The sequence below is a fragment of the Paenibacillus macquariensis genome (genome assembly GCF_900156375.1).
In the GTDB taxonomy this organism is placed as follows: Bacteria; Bacillota; Bacilli; order Paenibacillales; family Paenibacillaceae; genus Paenibacillus_AQ; species Paenibacillus_AQ macquariensis.
This window is the reverse complement of the sequence record NZ_FTNK01000002.1, coordinates 434499-451691: the sequence shown is the minus strand read 5'-3', so window position 1 is coordinate 451691 and position 17193 is coordinate 434499. Positions and strand designations below refer to the sequence as shown.

The 17193-nt window shown below is 35.8% G+C and carries 17 protein-coding genes; 1 reads left to right on the top strand and 16 read right to left on the bottom strand.

Going from position 1 to position 17193, the window contains the following annotated elements; all coding sequences use genetic code 11:
• Positions 1 to 56 precede the first annotated feature (56 nt).
• The 15 genes from BW961_RS05070 to BW961_RS04990 form a co-directional block, all read right to left on the bottom strand.
• Positions 57 to 923 carry a CPBP family intramembrane glutamic endopeptidase gene (locus BW961_RS05070; protein ID WP_068581532.1) on the bottom strand — a complete coding sequence of 289 codons (867 nt, stop codon included), beginning with the start codon at positions 921 to 923 and terminating at the stop codon, positions 57 to 59.
• A gap of 31 nt (positions 924 to 954) precedes the next feature.
• A complete protein-coding gene (locus BW961_RS05065; RefSeq protein WP_068581529.1) occupies positions 955 to 1935 on the bottom strand; it encodes a phosphotransferase enzyme family protein in 981 nt (326 codons plus the stop codon).
• An 802-nt stretch (positions 1936 to 2737) separates the two neighbouring features.
• A complete protein-coding gene (locus tag BW961_RS05055) occupies positions 2738 to 3109 on the bottom strand; it encodes a hypothetical protein (RefSeq protein WP_068581522.1) in 372 nt (123 codons plus the stop codon).
• Between the two features lie 127 nt (positions 3110 to 3236).
• Positions 3237 to 3539 (bottom strand): DUF5316 family protein, encoded by a 303-nt coding sequence (locus BW961_RS05050; RefSeq protein WP_068581519.1) that lies wholly within the window; start codon positions 3537 to 3539, stop codon positions 3237 to 3239.
• Between the two features lie 48 nt (positions 3540 to 3587).
• Positions 3588 to 4235: a DinB family protein gene (locus BW961_RS05045; RefSeq protein ID WP_394327596.1), complete on the bottom strand. Its 648-nt coding sequence runs from the start codon at positions 4233 to 4235 to the stop codon at positions 3588 to 3590.
• A gap of 6 nt (positions 4236 to 4241) precedes the next feature.
• Complete coding sequence (locus BW961_RS05040; RefSeq protein ID WP_068581516.1) at positions 4242 to 4715, bottom strand: GNAT family N-acetyltransferase; 474 nt, start codon at positions 4713 to 4715, stop codon at positions 4242 to 4244.
• A 421-nt stretch (positions 4716 to 5136) separates the two neighbouring features.
• Positions 5137 to 6696 (bottom strand): carboxylesterase/lipase family protein, encoded by a 1560-nt coding sequence (locus BW961_RS05035; protein WP_068581514.1) that lies wholly within the window; start codon positions 6694 to 6696, stop codon positions 5137 to 5139.
• Positions 6697 to 7639: 943 nt separating this feature from the next.
• Positions 7640 to 7996 carry a GNAT family N-acetyltransferase gene (locus BW961_RS05025; protein ID WP_244555874.1) on the bottom strand — a complete coding sequence of 119 codons (357 nt, stop codon included), beginning with the start codon at positions 7994 to 7996 and terminating at the stop codon, positions 7640 to 7642.
• A 372-nt stretch (positions 7997 to 8368) separates the two neighbouring features.
• Positions 8369 to 9433 carry a serine hydrolase domain-containing protein gene (locus BW961_RS05020; protein ID WP_068581509.1) on the bottom strand — a complete coding sequence of 355 codons (1065 nt, stop codon included), beginning with the start codon at positions 9431 to 9433 and terminating at the stop codon, positions 8369 to 8371.
• A 45-nt stretch (positions 9434 to 9478) separates the two neighbouring features.
• The gene (locus BW961_RS05015; RefSeq protein WP_068581505.1) at positions 9479 to 10081 is read right to left on the bottom strand and encodes an AAA family ATPase; all 603 of its coding nucleotides are present in this window, start codon (positions 10079 to 10081) and stop codon (positions 9479 to 9481) included.
• 51 nt (positions 10082 to 10132) lie between these two features.
• Positions 10133 to 11080: a GNAT family N-acetyltransferase gene (locus tag BW961_RS05010; RefSeq protein ID WP_068581503.1), complete on the bottom strand. Its 948-nt coding sequence runs from the start codon at positions 11078 to 11080 to the stop codon at positions 10133 to 10135.
• A 65-nt stretch (positions 11081 to 11145) separates the two neighbouring features.
• Positions 11146 to 11802, bottom strand: a complete 657-nt coding sequence (locus BW961_RS05005; RefSeq protein WP_068581501.1) for a P-loop NTPase family protein — start codon at positions 11800 to 11802, stop codon at positions 11146 to 11148.
• Between the two features lie 486 nt (positions 11803 to 12288).
• A complete protein-coding gene (locus tag BW961_RS05000) occupies positions 12289 to 12783 on the bottom strand; it encodes a CHAP domain-containing protein (RefSeq protein ID WP_068581498.1) in 495 nt (164 codons plus the stop codon).
• A gap of 298 nt (positions 12784 to 13081) precedes the next feature.
• Entirely contained in the window at positions 13082 to 13534 is a 453-nt protein-coding gene (locus BW961_RS04995; protein WP_068581497.1) for a GNAT family N-acetyltransferase, read from the bottom strand.
• 203 nt (positions 13535 to 13737) lie between these two features.
• The gene (locus BW961_RS04990; protein ID WP_139331536.1) at positions 13738 to 14220 is read right to left on the bottom strand and encodes a hypothetical protein; all 483 of its coding nucleotides are present in this window, start codon (positions 14218 to 14220) and stop codon (positions 13738 to 13740) included.
• A gap of 925 nt (positions 14221 to 15145) precedes the next feature.
• On the opposite strand from BW961_RS04990, the gene BW961_RS04980 reads away from it, so the two are divergent.
• Positions 15146 to 16315, top strand: a complete 1170-nt coding sequence (locus tag BW961_RS04980) for an FtsW/RodA/SpoVE family cell cycle protein (RefSeq protein WP_139331535.1) — start codon at positions 15146 to 15148, stop codon at positions 16313 to 16315.
• On the opposite strand, the gene BW961_RS04975 is transcribed toward BW961_RS04980, so the two are convergent.
• Positions 16291 to 17031, bottom strand: coding sequence for a class I SAM-dependent methyltransferase (locus tag BW961_RS04975; protein ID WP_068581489.1), 741 nt, complete (start codon positions 17029 to 17031; stop codon positions 16291 to 16293). The two genes, BW961_RS04980 and BW961_RS04975, sit on opposite strands and share 25 nt — an antisense overlap.
• Positions 17032 to 17193 lie beyond the last annotated feature (162 nt).

Genomic DNA, 17193 nt, shown 5'->3' with positions numbered 1-17193 from the left:
GGTTAAACATCACGTCACCTACTATTCGTTAATATTTTGATTTTGTCGTTAAACACTTAGCTAAGATTATACTTAATATCTTCTGTGATAGTTGTGTTGTTTGATTGTCTTCTTCTATAAGCTCTTATTCCAAGTCCAACAGCCAGATAAAAAATTGAAGTAATAATTCCGCTGATCGGTGAAATAAAAATTTCCTTACCTGATGCTATACTAATATAACCCGATAAAACTAAAGGATTGATCAGCGAATCCTCTACTGTATGTAATATCACACACGGCCAAATTGAGTTGGTTACCCTATAAAGCTCAATATACATAACAGACCAGCATGTCATGGTTAAAATAGCTACAATGATAAATATAGCTCGATTGACAGGTAAGACCGCTTGCAAATCTGCCTCTTGTAAAAAGACCAAGTAATATGGAATATGCCATATCCCCCAAACGAATCCTACGATGAGATAGATTTTCCAATCCTTTAGATTTAATCTAACGAGCTGTGAAGTAAGAAAACCTCGCCAAACAGCCTCTTCGAATATATTTTTAATAAAACCAATGAACAATGTACTGCTAAACGCCCAAATAAAAGATTTGAGATTTAATCCTGACAAGTCAATCCATTTCGTAGTAGATCCGATTATCAATACGATTCCTGTTACAACAGGATATATCAAGACAGAAGTTAAGTACCATTTTGTATTCCCTTTGAAATTCGGCTTGAGCCCAACATCTGTCCAACCAAACTTTGAAAATAATATTAATGTAATTGCAGTTAACATAGGCAATACCAGCCATATCCCCATACCGAGAGTATCACCCTTAGGTTGTTCTGGAAGTACTGAGTCCACAAGAACCCCTATCCACCCACTGAAACCAACAACCATAACGAATACTAGAATATTACGAATCATTTTATTATTCATAGAACCTCCCATTTTTCATGCTTGACTCCACTTAAAAAATCCGTTCCAAAAAAGGGATATCATTTATGATATTACACTCTAAATCCTTTAATACTTTTTGTTGTTTATAGGTTAATTGTTTTAAATTCCATCGAGTAGTGAAGAACAAGTACAATACGACCTCACGCATTTTTAGAAGGGATGGAATATGTTTTAGCGTATCTTCCGTTATTGAAATTTCCTTTGCATACCCGTTCAAAAAGTGATAGAGGAATTTCTTTGCAAATTCAGTTCTTTCGATGTTATTTGGCGTAGCTTCCCACACTGAATAGAATAAAGGAATCGCAATATCATTCCCAAACCAATTATAGGCACATTCATCACAATCAAATAATTGCAATTCCCCACCAAGCACATGAAAATTACCACAATGAATGTCATTATGTATAAGACCATATAAATCATGTTCTATTTTTTTATCAGGATTTAGCACTTCCGATAAATATATAAACTTTTGAAGTGCAAAAGTGTGAGTATCATCTAGCTTCTTAGATATCATATGTATGAACTCTTGATCTTTATCGTACTGATGTGGGCGTCGAGTATTAACTTGTTTTGATTTATATTTTTTTGTTAATGAATGAATCCGCCCCACCATACTTCCCCAATGTCTAAAGAACTCTTCATTCCATTCGCTTTCATTGTTAATATTAATCTTCTGACCTTTTGCCATTTCAAAAGCTACAACATAATATCGATCCTTATCAGTTTCAACCATTTCACAGTCAACCTGTCGTATGGATTGAATTGATTTACTAACGGATAATCCGTTGTCTGCTAGGTAATTTACCCAATCCAATTCTGCACGAATTAAAGTGTCTGAACGGTGAGAATCATGTGTGAAACGAAGAACGTAGTTTTTGTTATCTTTAGCGTAGGAGTAGACTGAATTTTGAAATCCACCAATGAAATTACAATCTTCTTTATTTATACCGTATAGTTTCGATGCTTTAATAACTAAATCCTCATCCATTATTTTCTCCTCTTCTCACAACAACGAAAATTATCTTGTCCCATAGTTTCTGGGTCAGGAACCAAACTCAGAGTAGTACTTATTAAACGAATAAAATTGACCATAAAAGGAGTTAACTGAACATAAGTGATTTTAATAATAATTCCCTGGCGTAACTTCCTGTATGAAACGAAAACATGTTGTTATATGAATTGTATTACCTCTTCGATTTTACTAATACATTATTTCTTCATCTTTCTTAACTCGAATTGCTAGTGTAATACTCCTTACCTTCTCTTCATTTTCCCCGAAATTACTATTGTCTTTTTCTAGAGTAAATAGTTCATTATCATTCCATAATCTAATAAATAAATTTTTTTTGTAATAATAATTATAGAAATGCTCATTTGCATTAGATTGTAATTTGTATCCATTATCTCCCATGATGATTCGAGCATCTCTTTAGCTACTTCCTATTTGAATGCCTAAAACTGAGAAATTCTCCTTAGCAGTAGTTAATTCTTTAACTTTTGGGCTTTTGTTCCACTCTATATCTCCGTTCTTTTCATTTCGATCTAACGCACTGGGTCCGGCAGGGTTGGTCCGCCTGACTCTGCTTCATCATATATCCTCTGGCATGCAGACCAAGGATACATGATGAAGCAGAATCGAGGTTCTCATATGGAATCTACTTCTGTTACTTACAAAAGTCTTGATAATTCAAGATTCGAAATCGTATTATCTTTGTGTTCTTTATCCCCGTAAATACCATTGATCTTATCAAAGCCTAAGTGAATCCAAAATTTCAATGCTGACCAGTTCTTCAAGGATACATAAATTGATTAATAATTTCTTGTCCATATCCTAAACTTTTATATAGATTCCCAATACACAAAAATGATATATAAGCTATTTTCTCTTTCGGATAACCGCAATAAATACTTATCAATCCAATCAAGTCGTTACTTTCGGTTTTTGATTTAATCGTTTGTATTTTATAGTTCTTTTTAATACCATTCGGGGGTAAATCACCTTCTGAAAAACAATACCGTATGTAATCTACTTCAGATTCTTCTCTACCCCAGAGACTAATATTGCTACTAGTTTTATATAATTCTTGTACTTCATCTACTTCTTGAGAATTTAAGTCTCCTATTAAAAGTCTTTCTGATTCCCACCTTGATTCTATAATCATAAATATATCCTACTTCCACTATTGCATGAATTATAATTCCTGAGCTACGAAGAGATACATTCAAAATTTCTTAATATCTTTAATGCATTGCCTTCTACTATCTTATTTTAATAATTAGTAGCTAACTTTATTGGGTGATCAAATTGATTAATATTGCAGTTATGATAAACGGTAGACCAAATAAAAATAGCACGGATGAATACTTGCTTCTAAGTTCCCTATCTGCGGTTGTTTCAAAACTATGATTTGCTGCTCTCGTTCTATCTCCAATCATAAAGAATCCTGAGAGTACCCCCGCTAGCAGCAACGAAATAACTCCGATGCCACCAGTTACTTTTATTGCCAATTCCCAATCGCTAACAAGGCCCAAAAATAAAGCAATAATAACACCAATAGTTGTTCCAATAATTAAATTTCTAATAGTAATCATTCCTTTTTTGTAATAAACACATTCCCTGTATAAATTTATTTGTAACTACTATGAATTACTATCATTAATACCTAATAAATATTTCTTGAATGCGTGTCTTCCTTCTTTACACCAGCAGCCCTTAATTAATCCATCTTTAATTTCATTAATTTGTTTAATATGTCTTTGTTCATGCAAGTACAGTGATTTAACCCATTCAATTAATAACATCTCTTTAAAGACTGGATGTATAAAATGTCTTCTACTCAACACTGTTGGGTCTTCTACTGTGTTTAACATTTCATATAACTTCTCTCTTGAATTGTTTAGTTGTTCAATGATTACTTGATATTCTATAATTTCATCAGTTGGTTTAGCTATGTCAGGAGCTACTAACTTTTTACTTCTATCAAGTAGAAATTCTAATGGCTTTTTCTCTATGAATGAATCATCTTTGCTCTTTAATCCTTTCTTAATTGCTACGGTATATAATTCTTCTGTCTTTATTAGGTGTTGACATACCTGACTAATACTCCAACTGTATAAGTCTTTTTGTTTGTTTAATTGATCTCTACTCAATCCATTAAGAATTCCAAGTAATTCTTCTCTTGTTTCTTTTAATTTTTGGTTGATTTCTAGAAGTTCCATGGAATACTCCCTTTCTTTAATTTTTTCTGGATACCTTCCAATATTTCTTCCATCACCACTACTATCCATTGGTATCTAGACTAAGTGTTTTTCATAAAATACTATTGTCATTTTATCGTTAATCACTTTTGCTTCTCCGGTTCTCTTATAACCTAACTTTTCATACAGATAACAATTACCCCGTTCTTGCATAATTGTGTCCAATCCCCAAATTCTTGCGTCATTATATATATCTTCAATCATTACAAATACTGTTTGAGCAATTCCTTTCCCTTGATATTCAGGTAATACAAATATAGGACTGACTCGATAAGTTTCATTCTCTTTCCTTACAATTCTAACTGCACCTAAAGAAATGTTTGAACTTTTTATGATGTAATAATCCGTAAATGATTGATTCATTCTACTTATTATTCTTTCGACAGACTCGTTGGCGGGGCTTGTTTCAAAGTCTTGATATTTATCAAACAAGGGCATAAATGCTTTCATCTGCATTTCATGAATGGTTGATGCTTCATTCAAACCTGATTTGACTAAAGAAATCTCCATCTAGTAATTCCCCCCCATTAATTTATTACGCTGGATGGATCAATTGTTGAAGACAAATTAATCAAGATACAGGAAATTATTTTTTATCCTTTTCTTCATTATTTTAACATATACTGGTTAAGATGTTTCCGGAAATAATCAGGAATTATATTGATTCTCGTTACCGATGCTTACGGCGATTTTACACTAACGATCAAAATACCGAACTGAACAACGAACAAATCTCAGCACTTAAAAAATCATCGAACTTATCTTATCTCACTTCTTTTTTTGGTATTATATTATTCATTTTCATGATTCTGAAACCGATTGTATTCTAAGAAAATTAAAATTAAAAAAGTCCAATAAACGTTATGTTTATTGGACTTTTTTCAATAGTTATTCAATCGAAACATAGATTGACTACCTAAAGATTCTGTGGCTAATGTTGAATATCCTGCTGAAATAGTGCAGCTAGACTAAATGGTGGTGCGATTTCTTCAAAAAGCTCCAACAATGCATCATCAAAATTGTGCCGTACTGAACTATGTTCCTCAAATACCATGGTTACGGCATCTCCCGGTTTACATGCCGGCCACTCAAGTTCTGGAGAAGACGGATTCCCGGTATAAGCAAAGTTCATAAAGGCATGGAACATCTCCTGTTCCAGTTTTTCTGACACATTCGCTATATTGGCAGAAGGAACTTTCTCTACGTTGTGGAAAATAAACGGAATATCCGAACAGTGCCATGCCGGCTTACCATTCTGATAAGAAAAGTCAGGTGCAAATGCATACATATAGGCAGGAGCCTTACCAAATGAAGTATGCTTCATAGCCAACTTGCAAGACGGTATACGGAATACACGATCCAGACAAAGTAGATCAAGCGGATGTTTGCCCGGGTAGCTCTGTAAAAATAGTTCCACGAGTTGTGGCGACTTTTCTCCAAAATGACGGTTAAGTATATCTTGTGTCTCTTGTTCCGTTATTTCCTTCTTATTGTAAGGAAGCGGGGCAAAAGCAAATTCACCGAATACAGTGCTCACCATCATAGGAATTTCTTTTGCATGTTCCGTATAACAAGTAAGCGGATCTCCCAGGAAGAATTCATTCACTAAAGGATAGCATCCAACATAACTGCCCTGCATCGCGATGGCCGGGCTGACTTTGCTATAGGCTCGTACTAGATCCTGATAGGGTATCGTTTCCAACTGTTCTGCCATGTCTAACGGAATATCAAGTTCCTTCATCATAGCAGTAACAACTGCCCGCCCGTCACCGCTCGGACGCGGCATGATCGGGGATTCATCATCCGCAACACCGCTCATCATAAGTACTTTATGAAATAGACCGTCAGCCGCTGGTGTCTGCAACAAAGCTCCGATTTTCATACCGCCGCCGGATTGTCCGAACAACGTAATATTTTCGGGGTCCCCTCCAAATTCGGAAATATTATCATGAATCCATTGCATTGCGGCAACCAAGTCCGCCTGACCAGCGTTTGCAGAATTTTTATATTTTTCTCCAAATGGAGATACATCCAGATATCCCAGAATATTCAGGCGGTGATTGACAGAAACCACTACTACATCGCCATTAGAGGCCATATTTTCGCCGTCATAAGCTTCCTGCTCAATAGAGGAACCAGCAAAGTAACCACCGCCGTGAATCCACACAACTACCGGTTTTTTGACATCTGAATCCAGTGTCCTAGTCCAGATATTCAGATTCTGGCAGTTTTCATCCTGAGGCCAATAACGGTGCGGCACCAGAAGTTCGCCGGTTGGGGTATCCTGCGTCATGAGCGGACACACAAACCCATAAGACGTGACATCTTTGATCCCTTCCCAGGGAGTAACCGGTTCCGGCTTCTGGAACCGTCTGGCCTGTGCGTATGGAACACCTTTGAAGATATACACATTATCAACAAAATATCCCTGAAGTAATCCGGCTGTAGTCTTAACCGGTGGGACGTCATCATAGCGGAAAATACGTTTCATAGAAATTACCTCCTGAAATTTAATTGAAATTTCTCATTCTTTAGGGTAAAGCAGAGTTCTTTCTTCATGGATGATACCGTGGAAATCAAGACCAAAACCGAAGTCATACGTGTTGCCCTCCGATTTTCTCCCATACGGCACCGCATTTCCAGAACATTGTCCAAATCATGTTTATTGGTTGCTATTGATGTTTATTATAATAACTGAGGTTTGTAAAATATTCCCTGAAAACCCCACCTACCAAGCTTGTATTGCAAGCGTCTACAAAGGTTTATGGACGGAATTACAGGTTGACCAGGAAATATCCAGTGCAGCTTCCGCGTTTCTCCGGAGTTTCCACCACAGTAATATAGAGTTGTTTAACACATCCCGGAAAACCGTATCGCCTCCTTGCAATAGTTATTTTGGGTTCTATTTCTCTGTACATAATTGAACGAGTATTTCTTGTTATTAATATATGATAGAGAGGGTTCTGTTTGCATTCCTTTTTCAGCTGCTTTTACAGTCATTTTTTATGTTTTTCTTTCTTAATATATCAACTACATAAAAAAAATATAAAAAAGACAGTAAAATTTGCCCTCTTTGAAAAATGAAGTTTGAAAGAATGGGGCGTTTCCGTGCCTTCATTTGAAAAATTTTAGATATAGGTTCTAACTTATTTTCATTACATCCAGTCAGCACAAGCAATATTAGAATAATAAATATCTTAAACTGCATTTTATCAATCCTTTTTTCATTAAAGCAGCGTTTCGGTTCTTTGGCATACGTTTGGCATTCCTGACATTCAAGCGGCTTAATAGACCCCTGGGAACGGGTCGTCAGACTTAGCCGGTTAGAAGTGTCGCCATTCACTTTTCTGATATCCCTTTTGGCGACCAAGGAGCGTCAGCACGAAGTAGAAATGCATTGCTATATGATTGGGGATGCCATCCTTGATCTACTATCAATAGTCATTATTCTTACTTGAGTAACTCATTACTAAAAAATCCATTTCTTGATCTTCAAATTCGCTTTTGAATGATTGCCCTATAATAAATCCAGCACGCTCATAGACCTTAATAGCTCGTTCATTATATCTAGCAACAACCAGTTGAATATCTGAGGATTTATATTGTTCTCCAATAAAATGAATACTGCTTGTTAAAAAATTCAATCCGATACCCTTACCAGTCAATTCTGGGGATAGCCCTAATCCCAAGTCTATGTATTTATCATTATTATATATGCCGATTCTATATCCTCCTGGAACACGAGCTGAGTTTCCAATACAAATAAATCCATATAAATCCATATAAATCATTGTCATCACTTAAGACATAATAGTAATCACCACTCATCAATTCTGAAATACTATCGATTCCATCCATACTATAAAGTGAATATGGCTCTTCATATGTCTACTTAACAATTAATGAAGCGTATTCTTCTTTCATTTGAAAATATCGGAATAATGACATTAAAAACATCTTCCTTTCACTTTAAAATTTATATTCTTGCATCCCTTTCATCTAGCGTTTGGCATTCCTGAGGTTCAAGCAGCTTAAGTGACCGAAGGAAACGATATATGGTTTACGCTGATTTCCTATAACGTTATTGTATTCACAAAACGCCCCAGCCTTAGATAGCACTTATCTTAGGATGGGGCGTTTGTCGACTAATATTGTTGGTTGTTTTAGCGAATATTCGAACCAAGTAATAGATCAAGTATTGGATAGGTTACGCTACCCAGCCCGACGTAGTCACAATTGGTCATCACAGAAATAGCGATTTTTTCATCGGGAAGTAGAATCAGATCACTTAGGAAACCGGTATCCCATCCGGAATGTGAGACGATCCGAAAACCCTTATATTCTCCCAAAAACCAACCCAGACCGATTTGCGCTTTTTCTTGTCCGTATCCAGTAGCCGCATGAGACTTCCACATTTCATCATAGCTGCCGGACTGCAAGGAATTATATCCATCCTTTGCAATTCCCTGATTAAGATGCATCAGCATATATTGGCACATATCTTCAACATTGGTATATAGAGTGGAACTGGGTGCATGCGCCCTGTTGTACGGAAAAACATCACTGATACAGCCGCCGTCCCCATTGGCCATGTGCACATGAGGTGTTGCAAGATATGCTTCGACCTCCTGTTTCAAAAAGGAACTGGACTGCATTCCTACCGCTTCAAGAATATGCTTTTTCATATACTGCTCGAAGCTCATTCCACTAACCTTTGCTATCAAGTCTCCCAAAATTTCGTAGCCTATATTACTATAAGAAAATTTAACACCAGGATCGCTCAGAAGCTTGTGACGACGGATACTTTTTACATATCTTTCAAGACTTTGCTCGTCGTATTCGGGCCGGTCCCATGCATAATCTTCTTCATCTGGCATGCCAGAAGTATGGTTCAAAAGCTGTCTTAGAGTAATATGTTGATACCGCTCGTCCTCCATCTTAAAGTAAGAAAGATATTTCGTGATCCGTGAATCTAGTTCTACTTTTCCACGTTCAACCAATTGCATAATCGCCGTAACAACGAATGTTTTTGAGACGGATGCTTGGTGAAACAAAGTGCTACGACCAACAGGATCACCAGTCGATAAATTGGCTGTTCCATATTCACCAGTAAAGAAAATTTGATTGTCCTTCACTATTCCGACGGCTAATGCAGGAAACTGTCCATTTTCAACAAAATCGGTTAACATTACGTGCATCGGACTCTCAGTTTTCTGATATTTGTACATTTTTTCCTCCCTAATATCCAGCATCAGTTTAATCCTAAAATGAATTTATTCTACATAGGTTTTATTTATTGCGCTGGTTTCGTATAACGTCTCTCGTATGCACGAACTGCTTCTTGAGTCAGCTACAACCAAGTACTTTAGATTATTCTTTATGTCTTCTACAATTTTATGTATTTCATCTTCTTTATAGTTTTGTGTCTCTAAAACATACCTTTCATCAGTAATTGATTCTTTAAATTCTCTAAGTAAAATTAAACTTCTTTCCCCCATTTGGTTTTCAATCGGTCTTAATTTATCTCGGTATATAATTGTTTCTTCATCAGCCATCAAAATTACAAATATAATTCTGACATTCAAATCTTTAATTCCTTCTAAAAACATCTCTACATCCTTGTTAAAAGTCACATAATCAATGACAACATTATAATTAACCCCAATCAAATTTCTTGATATATCTAAAATGTTCTTCCAAGTCAGATTTAATGTTTCTTCACATAACCATGGCCGCCCACGACCATTTACAGGAATATGACTAATATCATCTCCAGAAATATAAGCACTTCTCTCTATAGATTGAACAAGTCTAACTGCAGTTGTTGATTTCCCCACTCCAGCTGGCCCGGATACAAAATAAATGGTCTGTTTCATATTGTCACTTCAGTCCTTTCAATTGATGGTCTTTGAATATGCTCAAGAAATTTATGATTGTTTATGTGGTAGATAGAATTTTTGTATTTCCAATGGCCCTGGCATAAATCCAAGCTTATAATAAACTGATTCAGCTGTATTACCTTGTAAAACATATAATCTTAGCACAGGATAATGACCTTTTAATCTATTTAATGCTTTTTTCAACATCTTTGTCGCAATGCCTTTTCCATTAAATCCTGGCAAAACTGCAATATTAAATATTGCTGGGTAATTACCTTCAAGAGACACTAAGCAAGCACCAACTAGTTTCTTTGTTTGTTTATCGTAAACTAATGATGAAGCATCTATTAAAATATCATTGGTCTGATACGGGAAAGAACCTACCCAAGAAATATAAAAATCCAGTGATTCTTGCTTTCTCCTAACTGCACTAATCCCCCCAGCATAACTTTCATAGAAGAACTGCCCCAATTCATTGTTATTCTTTATTACTTTATCATTATTCTCTGCTTGAATTTGAGGTTCAATAACGATAAAACTATCATCCCATTCAAATGCAAATATTTCTGTAGGACGCTGCATCCAACGACATCTAAATTCATCTGGCCAAAATCCAGCTCTTGCAAACAAATCTACTTGATTTTGCAATATTTCATAAGCATTGATAGGCTTTGAAGGATCTGACCACTTAATTAAAGAACCTTTTAATAAATCCAATACTTGTCCCTCATCATTAAATGGTGGAATAAAGAATAGAAAATATAATATATTGGGAGCTATGACCACGCCACCGACCTTATTGTCTCCTTTACAGATCCAAAAGGGTTCTCTTTGCAGATGAAAGTCATAAACATCCTCTTTAAAAAAAGCATTATATTCCGAACTATAGTAAACAGAACAATAAATTCCCCACTCCAACTTATCTGCCTTCTGTAAGTAAATGTTATCGTTTAGATTGTAATTATCCTGTTCACATGACCATTCAATTAGTTCCATATGATTGGCTCCTTCTTTATATACCGTTTTCTATAATTCCCTCTAACGTTCGCGCTCCAAACGACTTAAGGCCGTGACATAAATGAGTTAACTTCCAAAAATTCTTTAGTTCTCTCATTGTACTGCTCCCATAAATAATCTTTGTTTTCAATAATTAATTTAGGGATCCGCCATTCTTCAATCAATGATTTAATAAATTCTTGATTCGGTTTCCAATCTCTCTCAGCTTCATCTAATCCTTCTTGAGTATGTAAAAAAGGTATCCACTCTACACCTCTTATCTTACCTATCATTTCCCAGTTCCTTCTAACATCAAATTGATAGATATAAATAAGTACAGGATTCAATCTATTTAATATATCTACTAAGTGGTTAAATAGTTCTTCTATCTTAGGCAGTTCCATTCCCATGTTATATGCAAAACTTAAAGTGTCTTGAAATACTATACTTTCGATAACAATAATTTCCGGTTCATTCTTATGTAATTCTACAAAGCTATCAAACAGTTCAATAACTCTATTAAAATAATATTCAGCCTCCCCTTGATCTTTAAAGCTTGTGAATTTACGATCATGTATGAATAGTGGGTGATCTTTAGTTAATTCATGATAAAAAATGTTCTTTATTTCTTGTTTACTCAACTCATTAGATATCATTTCAGAAAGTGTTGACTTACCAGAACCAGGCATACCATCTACTATGATAAGCTTGTGAGGACTCATATATTTCTCCTTTTTGTAAAACAATTTCATCTAAAGTTGCGCATTCCTGACGTCCAAACGGCTTAAGGACCGTAGGTCCTTGGTTTTCGGATAACGTTCTGGTATCATTTTCCCTTATCTTTATATTTTTCATCCTTTATTCCTACTCTTTCTATTGGTGCTCTTTCAGCCGAGGTTCACGAATTTTTCGCCCCGCGAACGTTATCGGAAATCGGAGCGGGTTCATAGAATTCTGCTGTCTTATCAGAGCTCGGAAAAATTTGAAGACAGTTAGTAACATCTAAATTTCACCCTTTTTTATATTATAATAAGCTATCCAAATCAAAGTCATCTAGAATAAAGAATAGCTTTATATCAGGTGGGCTTCTGTGTTGGTTACATTCTTCTATGTAATTTCATCTTCCAACCAAGAGCGAATGCCCACAGCAGTATGAATCTTGTGTAATGTGATGTTATCGCCTTCGATGAACATACTTTCAACACCTATTAGTACATCTCGTCGATTCTTATATATCCATTTATTTGGTCTTGAGTCCTTTCAAATATTCCTGATTTATTATAAAAATTCCCTTCTGCTGTTATTATCTTATTCTGTTCGGTTCTCAATACAACTCCGATATGATCATTCGGACCATTCCCCAAAATGTTATCAAATATAATAAGATCCCCTTGACCTGGGACAAACGACATATCACTTACAGGATGATAAAAGCCAAATAACTGTCCCCATTCTAACCAAGCTTCAACCCACGCAAAATTTCGTGAAACTGGTTCTGAATATCGGACAGGTAACTTCACGCCTGCCTCAATACAACAATGATATACAAATGCAGCACACCAATCGAAACCTATACTGGGGTTATCTCTTGGAAAATAACTAAGAATTGGTTCCAAATCCGGGCCACACTTATCTTTATTTCCTATCAACGGTCTTAAAGCTAATTCTTCAGCTATTTCAGCTAGATTGATTCTTCTGTTCATCGTTTATTTCTCCTTATTTTTTATCATTAGCGATGATTTCACATAACGTTGTCGTATTCACGACGCCCCACCACCCTAAAGGAGCAAAGCGACTGGCCACGATGCGGTTGGGTGGTGCGGGTGTGTCCGGCTGAATCAACTTCCCTGCTGCTGAAAATACTCCAGTCGAATCTGCTTCATACTTCTGCTGGACCGAGGGGCTCGTCCCCCGATGCGTGAATATTGTGTTATCTGATGGAATCGGCCTCTTTGAAATAGCTGGCTTATCTCTTTGTTCGATTAGTGAAGAACTTTAACTTTATATTTTATAGCTTAATATTGGGTCACCACAGTCCTCAAATTCCCCGGTTTCTTGAAAACCACAACTCTTATATATTGTGTTTGCTACAATATTATTTGGGACATGAGATACTCTAATTTCTTTGCAATCGTTTCTATTCTTAAGTTTAGCAATGACTTGCTGTATGGCTGATTTCCCATATCCTTTACCTTGAAATCTCTCATCAATCATAAACCTAAGTATCCAATAATAACCATCAGAATACGCTTCATTATCAAACAGGATAAAGCCTACCATTGAATCCTCCGCGTATATTCCATATGGTTTTGAAGTAATTTCATTAGTTGCATGTACAAGTGAGTCTGCATTCGACGCTACTAATTGTAATTGGTCTTCTCGCGGTCTTAGATCTATACACTCTAGTTCGTTATCATTGCTAATTGGTATAAATATTACATTGGGCTGAGACATGTGTTTCCTCCCTAAGGGTTATATTTTCTTTGATTTTCTTGATTCTTTCCGATAACGTTGCGCATTCCTGACGTTCAAGCGGCTTAAGTGACCATAGGGAACGGGTCGTCAGACTTAGCCGGTTGGATGTGTCGCCTGAGTCCACTTCTCAGAAAATCCTCTTGGCGACCGAGGAGCGTATGCGACGATATAGGAATGTATTGTTAGATGATGTTGCCAGGCTTCTCTGAAATAACCCACGGTATATTTCCTTGAAATTCGATCTGTAAATCTGGTTCAGGGAATCCTTCAGGCACTAAACTTGAACCATATGTAAAACCAAAACTAAATCCATTCAATTCATATAAATTGCTATCAAAATAAGAATGTGTACTTTCTTCATCATTCTTAACCCACACATCAGCTCCACTTATTAATCTACCAACTATATGAAAGAATCCACCATACAAATGAGTTCCATCTCCATTCTCACAATACTCTGATATCTCACCTTCTTTCTTAGGATCAATACCAAAGCTTGTAATGAATGATAAAACATCATTTGGTAAATAATTTATTGCTTGAACAAAGTTTTTACAATACAAACAATCACAACCATCAGTTATCAAGTAATAAGAATCATAGAAATCTTTTGTTTTATCGTAATCAAATTCTAAGCACCAATTATGTATTTTAATTTGTTTCATGGTTTCACACGTCCTTCTGGTAATTTCATCTAACGTTGCGCATTCCTGACGTCCGAACGGCTTAAGTGAACGAAGGGAACGGGTCGTCAGACTTAGCCGGTTGGATGTGTCGCCTGAATCCGCTTCTCCGATATTCCTCTTGGCGACCGAGGAGCGTAAGCGACGACGTAGAAATGTTTTGTTAGGTGAAGTCTTCGACTTCATTGAATTACCCTTTCAAAATCTCTCCATATTACTTTTTTAATCCTACCTTTTGTTATTATTTATTTCTTGATTTTATAGCCTTATAAATAATAGTGCCCAATAGCACTACACTGATTATTACACATGATAATTCAATATATTGGTTTTGATCATTCGTCAAAAGTAATATACTAGCAGTTACAATTAAGCCGATGTTTCCTTTAATATGCTTATTATCCTTAATAAAGACACGATAAAATATAATTGAATATATAAAAGCAGACCAAACAATCGGAAATATGGCAAGAAAAGTATCCATCATGTTCCTCCTTCGATTTTCATTTCCTCAGTTTTTTATTATGGTTTTCTAAGGTCTTCTGCAGTATTTCGAAGATTTCACCTAACGTAAAATCTGCGACACCTGTCGCAGATCCCTCATACGGGATCTATATTCACGACCAATTTTAGTCAATTCGTGAAATCTATCTACCTTCCATCTCTTATACACTAAATTGAGTTATTAGTTTCTTCTCCTACTCTTGGAATCCCCTTTTTCCTCTAAAGGTATAATGGGATATGAATGAGTTTACCACATAATTCCAAAATCAAGTCCTAATAAATAATGACAAACACCCTCATGAACGACAAATAGGCTTTCTTAGATAACAATAAAAAAAGTTAATATAGAACTTTTACCCTTCATTTAACGTTATACAGCTAATGTGATTTACCATTACAAGAAATGTTGGAGGAGATTTACATATTATATCGTTGGAGAAATATAGATTGGTTCATTGTCGGCATATTGTTGTTATTTATGGCAATTAGTATCACGCTCATTCATAGTGGCGTAGCTGCTTGGCCGGAGTTTATTGGGTATGATAAGCGCATGCTCTTTTATTATATTCTAGGTTTTATTTGTTTTTTTGGAGTATCCTTTTTCAATTATCGATTCATTATTAAATACCATTGGTGGTTGCTTGGTGGGGGGCTATTTCTTCTGTTCATTACCTCCTATATTGGAGTTGAAGTGAATGATTCGAAAGGTTGGATCCAGGTGCCCTTCGTTGGTCTTAATCTTCAGCCAGCGGAACTATTTAAGCTCGTTCTTATTATTTCCCTTTCAGCCATAGTCGCTCAGAATAACAAAGAAGAACTTTCCTTTTTAAAGAAAGCTCTACCTCTTTTCTTATTAACTTGCGTACCTTTTGTGATCGTTATCGGTCAGAATGATATGGGGAACGCGCTTTGTTATTTTGTCATATTACTAGGTATTCTATGGACAGGAAATCTAAAATACTCCCATACCATCATGATATTGCTTCTGATATCCGTATTTCTCTATATCGGAATCAAATCATATATTTCATTTCACGATCAGATTTCATCTTATCTGGTGAGTATTAATAAAGAGCACTATTTGAATCGATTAGATCCATGGCTTATACCTGATCAAGCTAGCAGAGATGCTTCTTACCATACTAAAAATGCGTTGACTGCCATTGGTTCAGGAGGATTGTTCGGTGAAGGATATATGCAGGGTTCTTCCGTTCAGTTTAACTTAGTTCCCTACACGTATTCAGATTCTATCATTGTTGTTGTCGCGGAGGAATTCGGTTTTGTCGGTGTAGCTGTGCTTCTTCTGCTCTACTTTTTCCTTATTTATCGATTGATTCTCATCGCATTAGGCTGCAAATTACGAGAGGGTTCCATCATTATCATTGGAATTATCTCTATGTTTCTATATCAGATTTTTGAAAATATCGGAATGTTTCTAGGTTTAATGCCTTTAACAGGAATTACGTTACCTTTTATTAGCTTCGGAGGAAGCTCTCTACTGATTAATATGGTTAGTCTAGGTTTGGTTATCAGCATTCAAATGGATCATTATGCAGAGCATTCAATGACATAACAAATGGTCCCTTTTCCATAACCGTCCCTCAACCTATGAATAACAATATGATGCAATCCGTTATATTTAAGCGTATTCTCAAATTCCTCAATATCGTATAGACGAATAGGCAAATCCATGATTTCTGTTTTTTCAATTTGCCCGTTTTTTACCGATTCATATTTTAACTGGGTAATAAGCATACTCTCTTCTTCGTTATAATGAACTTTTTTATACGAGACAATCCATTCATCCTTGAACTGTATTTGGTCCAATTCCATCCATTCAGGTATCTCTTCAATACCATCGTATTTCAACATTATTGTTAATAGTAATTTACCCTTACTTGTAAGGGCCGATTTCAAATTAGAGAGACTCTTATTAACCAAGGCGTCCGGCAATAATGAAAATGAGCCAAAAGGGATGATGATTAAGTCATATACTTTGTCTCCTTTAAATTCTTCTAATTTCTCATAATAAACGTTGGGTTTAAGATTCAGTCCCTTCCCCTTCTCTTTACATACATTAAGCATCTCTTCTGAGATATCAAACCCTTCAATATTAATTCCTTTCTGCATAAAAGGGATCAGCATTCTACCGTTTCCGCACATTGGTTCCAACACTCTCATATTCAGGTCTTGAACAAAAGATAAATAGAAATCAAGCTCTATGTCTCCAGCATAGGATTTATCGATTTCATATATTCTGGTGCAAAGTTCCCCATAGTAATCATTCATATCTACCCCTCCCATTCTCATTCGTTTATTTGTTAACTTATATTCTGTTAAGTATAGATTAATTTCTAATATTCGACTGATCCAAAATTGCTATGTTTCTTCTCTCCTCTAATTAAAAAAAGACAGCCGACCTATGAGGGTATCTGTCTAAAACTATAGGTA

What these genes read in the sequence shown, in the direction of transcription:
- BW961_RS05070 (WP_068581532.1), bottom strand. Translation starts at nt 923, where the DNA reads ATGAATAATAAAATGATTCGTAATATTCTAGTATTCGTTATGGTTGTT.
- BW961_RS05065 (WP_068581529.1), bottom strand. Translation starts at nt 1,935, where the DNA reads ATGGATGAGGATTTAGTTATTAAAGCATCGAAACTATACGGTATAAAT.
- BW961_RS05055 (WP_068581522.1), bottom strand. Translation starts at nt 3,109, where the DNA reads ATGATTATAGAATCAAGGTGGGAATCAGAAAGACTTTTAATAGGAGAC.
- BW961_RS05050 (WP_068581519.1), bottom strand. Translation starts at nt 3,539, where the DNA reads ATGATTACTATTAGAAATTTAATTATTGGAACAACTATTGGTGTTATT.
- BW961_RS05045 (WP_394327596.1), bottom strand. Translation starts at nt 4,235, where the DNA reads ATGGATAGTAGTGGTGATGGAAGAAATATTGGAAGGTATCCAGAAAAA.
- BW961_RS05040 (WP_068581516.1), bottom strand. Translation starts at nt 4,715, where the DNA reads ATGGAGATTTCTTTAGTCAAATCAGGTTTGAATGAAGCATCAACCATT.
- BW961_RS05035 (WP_068581514.1), bottom strand. Translation starts at nt 6,696, where the DNA reads ATGAAACGTATTTTCCGCTATGATGACGTCCCACCGGTTAAGACTACA.
- BW961_RS05025 (WP_244555874.1), bottom strand. Translation starts at nt 7,996, where the DNA reads ATGATTTATATGGATTTATATGGATTTATTTGTATTGGAAACTCAGCT.
- BW961_RS05020 (WP_068581509.1), bottom strand. Translation starts at nt 9,433, where the DNA reads ATGTACAAATATCAGAAAACTGAGAGTCCGATGCACGTAATGTTAACC.
- BW961_RS05015 (WP_068581505.1), bottom strand. Translation starts at nt 10,081, where the DNA reads ATGAAACAGACCATTTATTTTGTATCCGGGCCAGCTGGAGTGGGGAAA.
- BW961_RS05010 (WP_068581503.1), bottom strand. Translation starts at nt 11,080, where the DNA reads ATGGAACTAATTGAATGGTCATGTGAACAGGATAATTACAATCTAAAC.
- BW961_RS05005 (WP_068581501.1), bottom strand. Translation starts at nt 11,802, where the DNA reads ATGAGTCCTCACAAGCTTATCATAGTAGATGGTATGCCTGGTTCTGGT.
- BW961_RS05000 (WP_068581498.1), bottom strand. Translation starts at nt 12,783, where the DNA reads ATGAACAGAAGAATCAATCTAGCTGAAATAGCTGAAGAATTAGCTTTA.
- BW961_RS04995 (WP_068581497.1), bottom strand. Translation starts at nt 13,534, where the DNA reads ATGTCTCAGCCCAATGTAATATTTATACCAATTAGCAATGATAACGAA.
- BW961_RS04990 (WP_139331536.1), bottom strand. Translation starts at nt 14,220, where the DNA reads ATGAAACAAATTAAAATACATAATTGGTGCTTAGAATTTGATTACGAT.
- BW961_RS04980 (WP_139331535.1), top strand. Translation starts at nt 15,146, where the DNA reads ATGTTGGAGGAGATTTACATATTATATCGTTGGAGAAATATAGATTGG.
- BW961_RS04975 (WP_068581489.1), bottom strand. Translation starts at nt 17,031, where the DNA reads ATGAATGATTACTATGGGGAACTTTGCACCAGAATATATGAAATCGAT.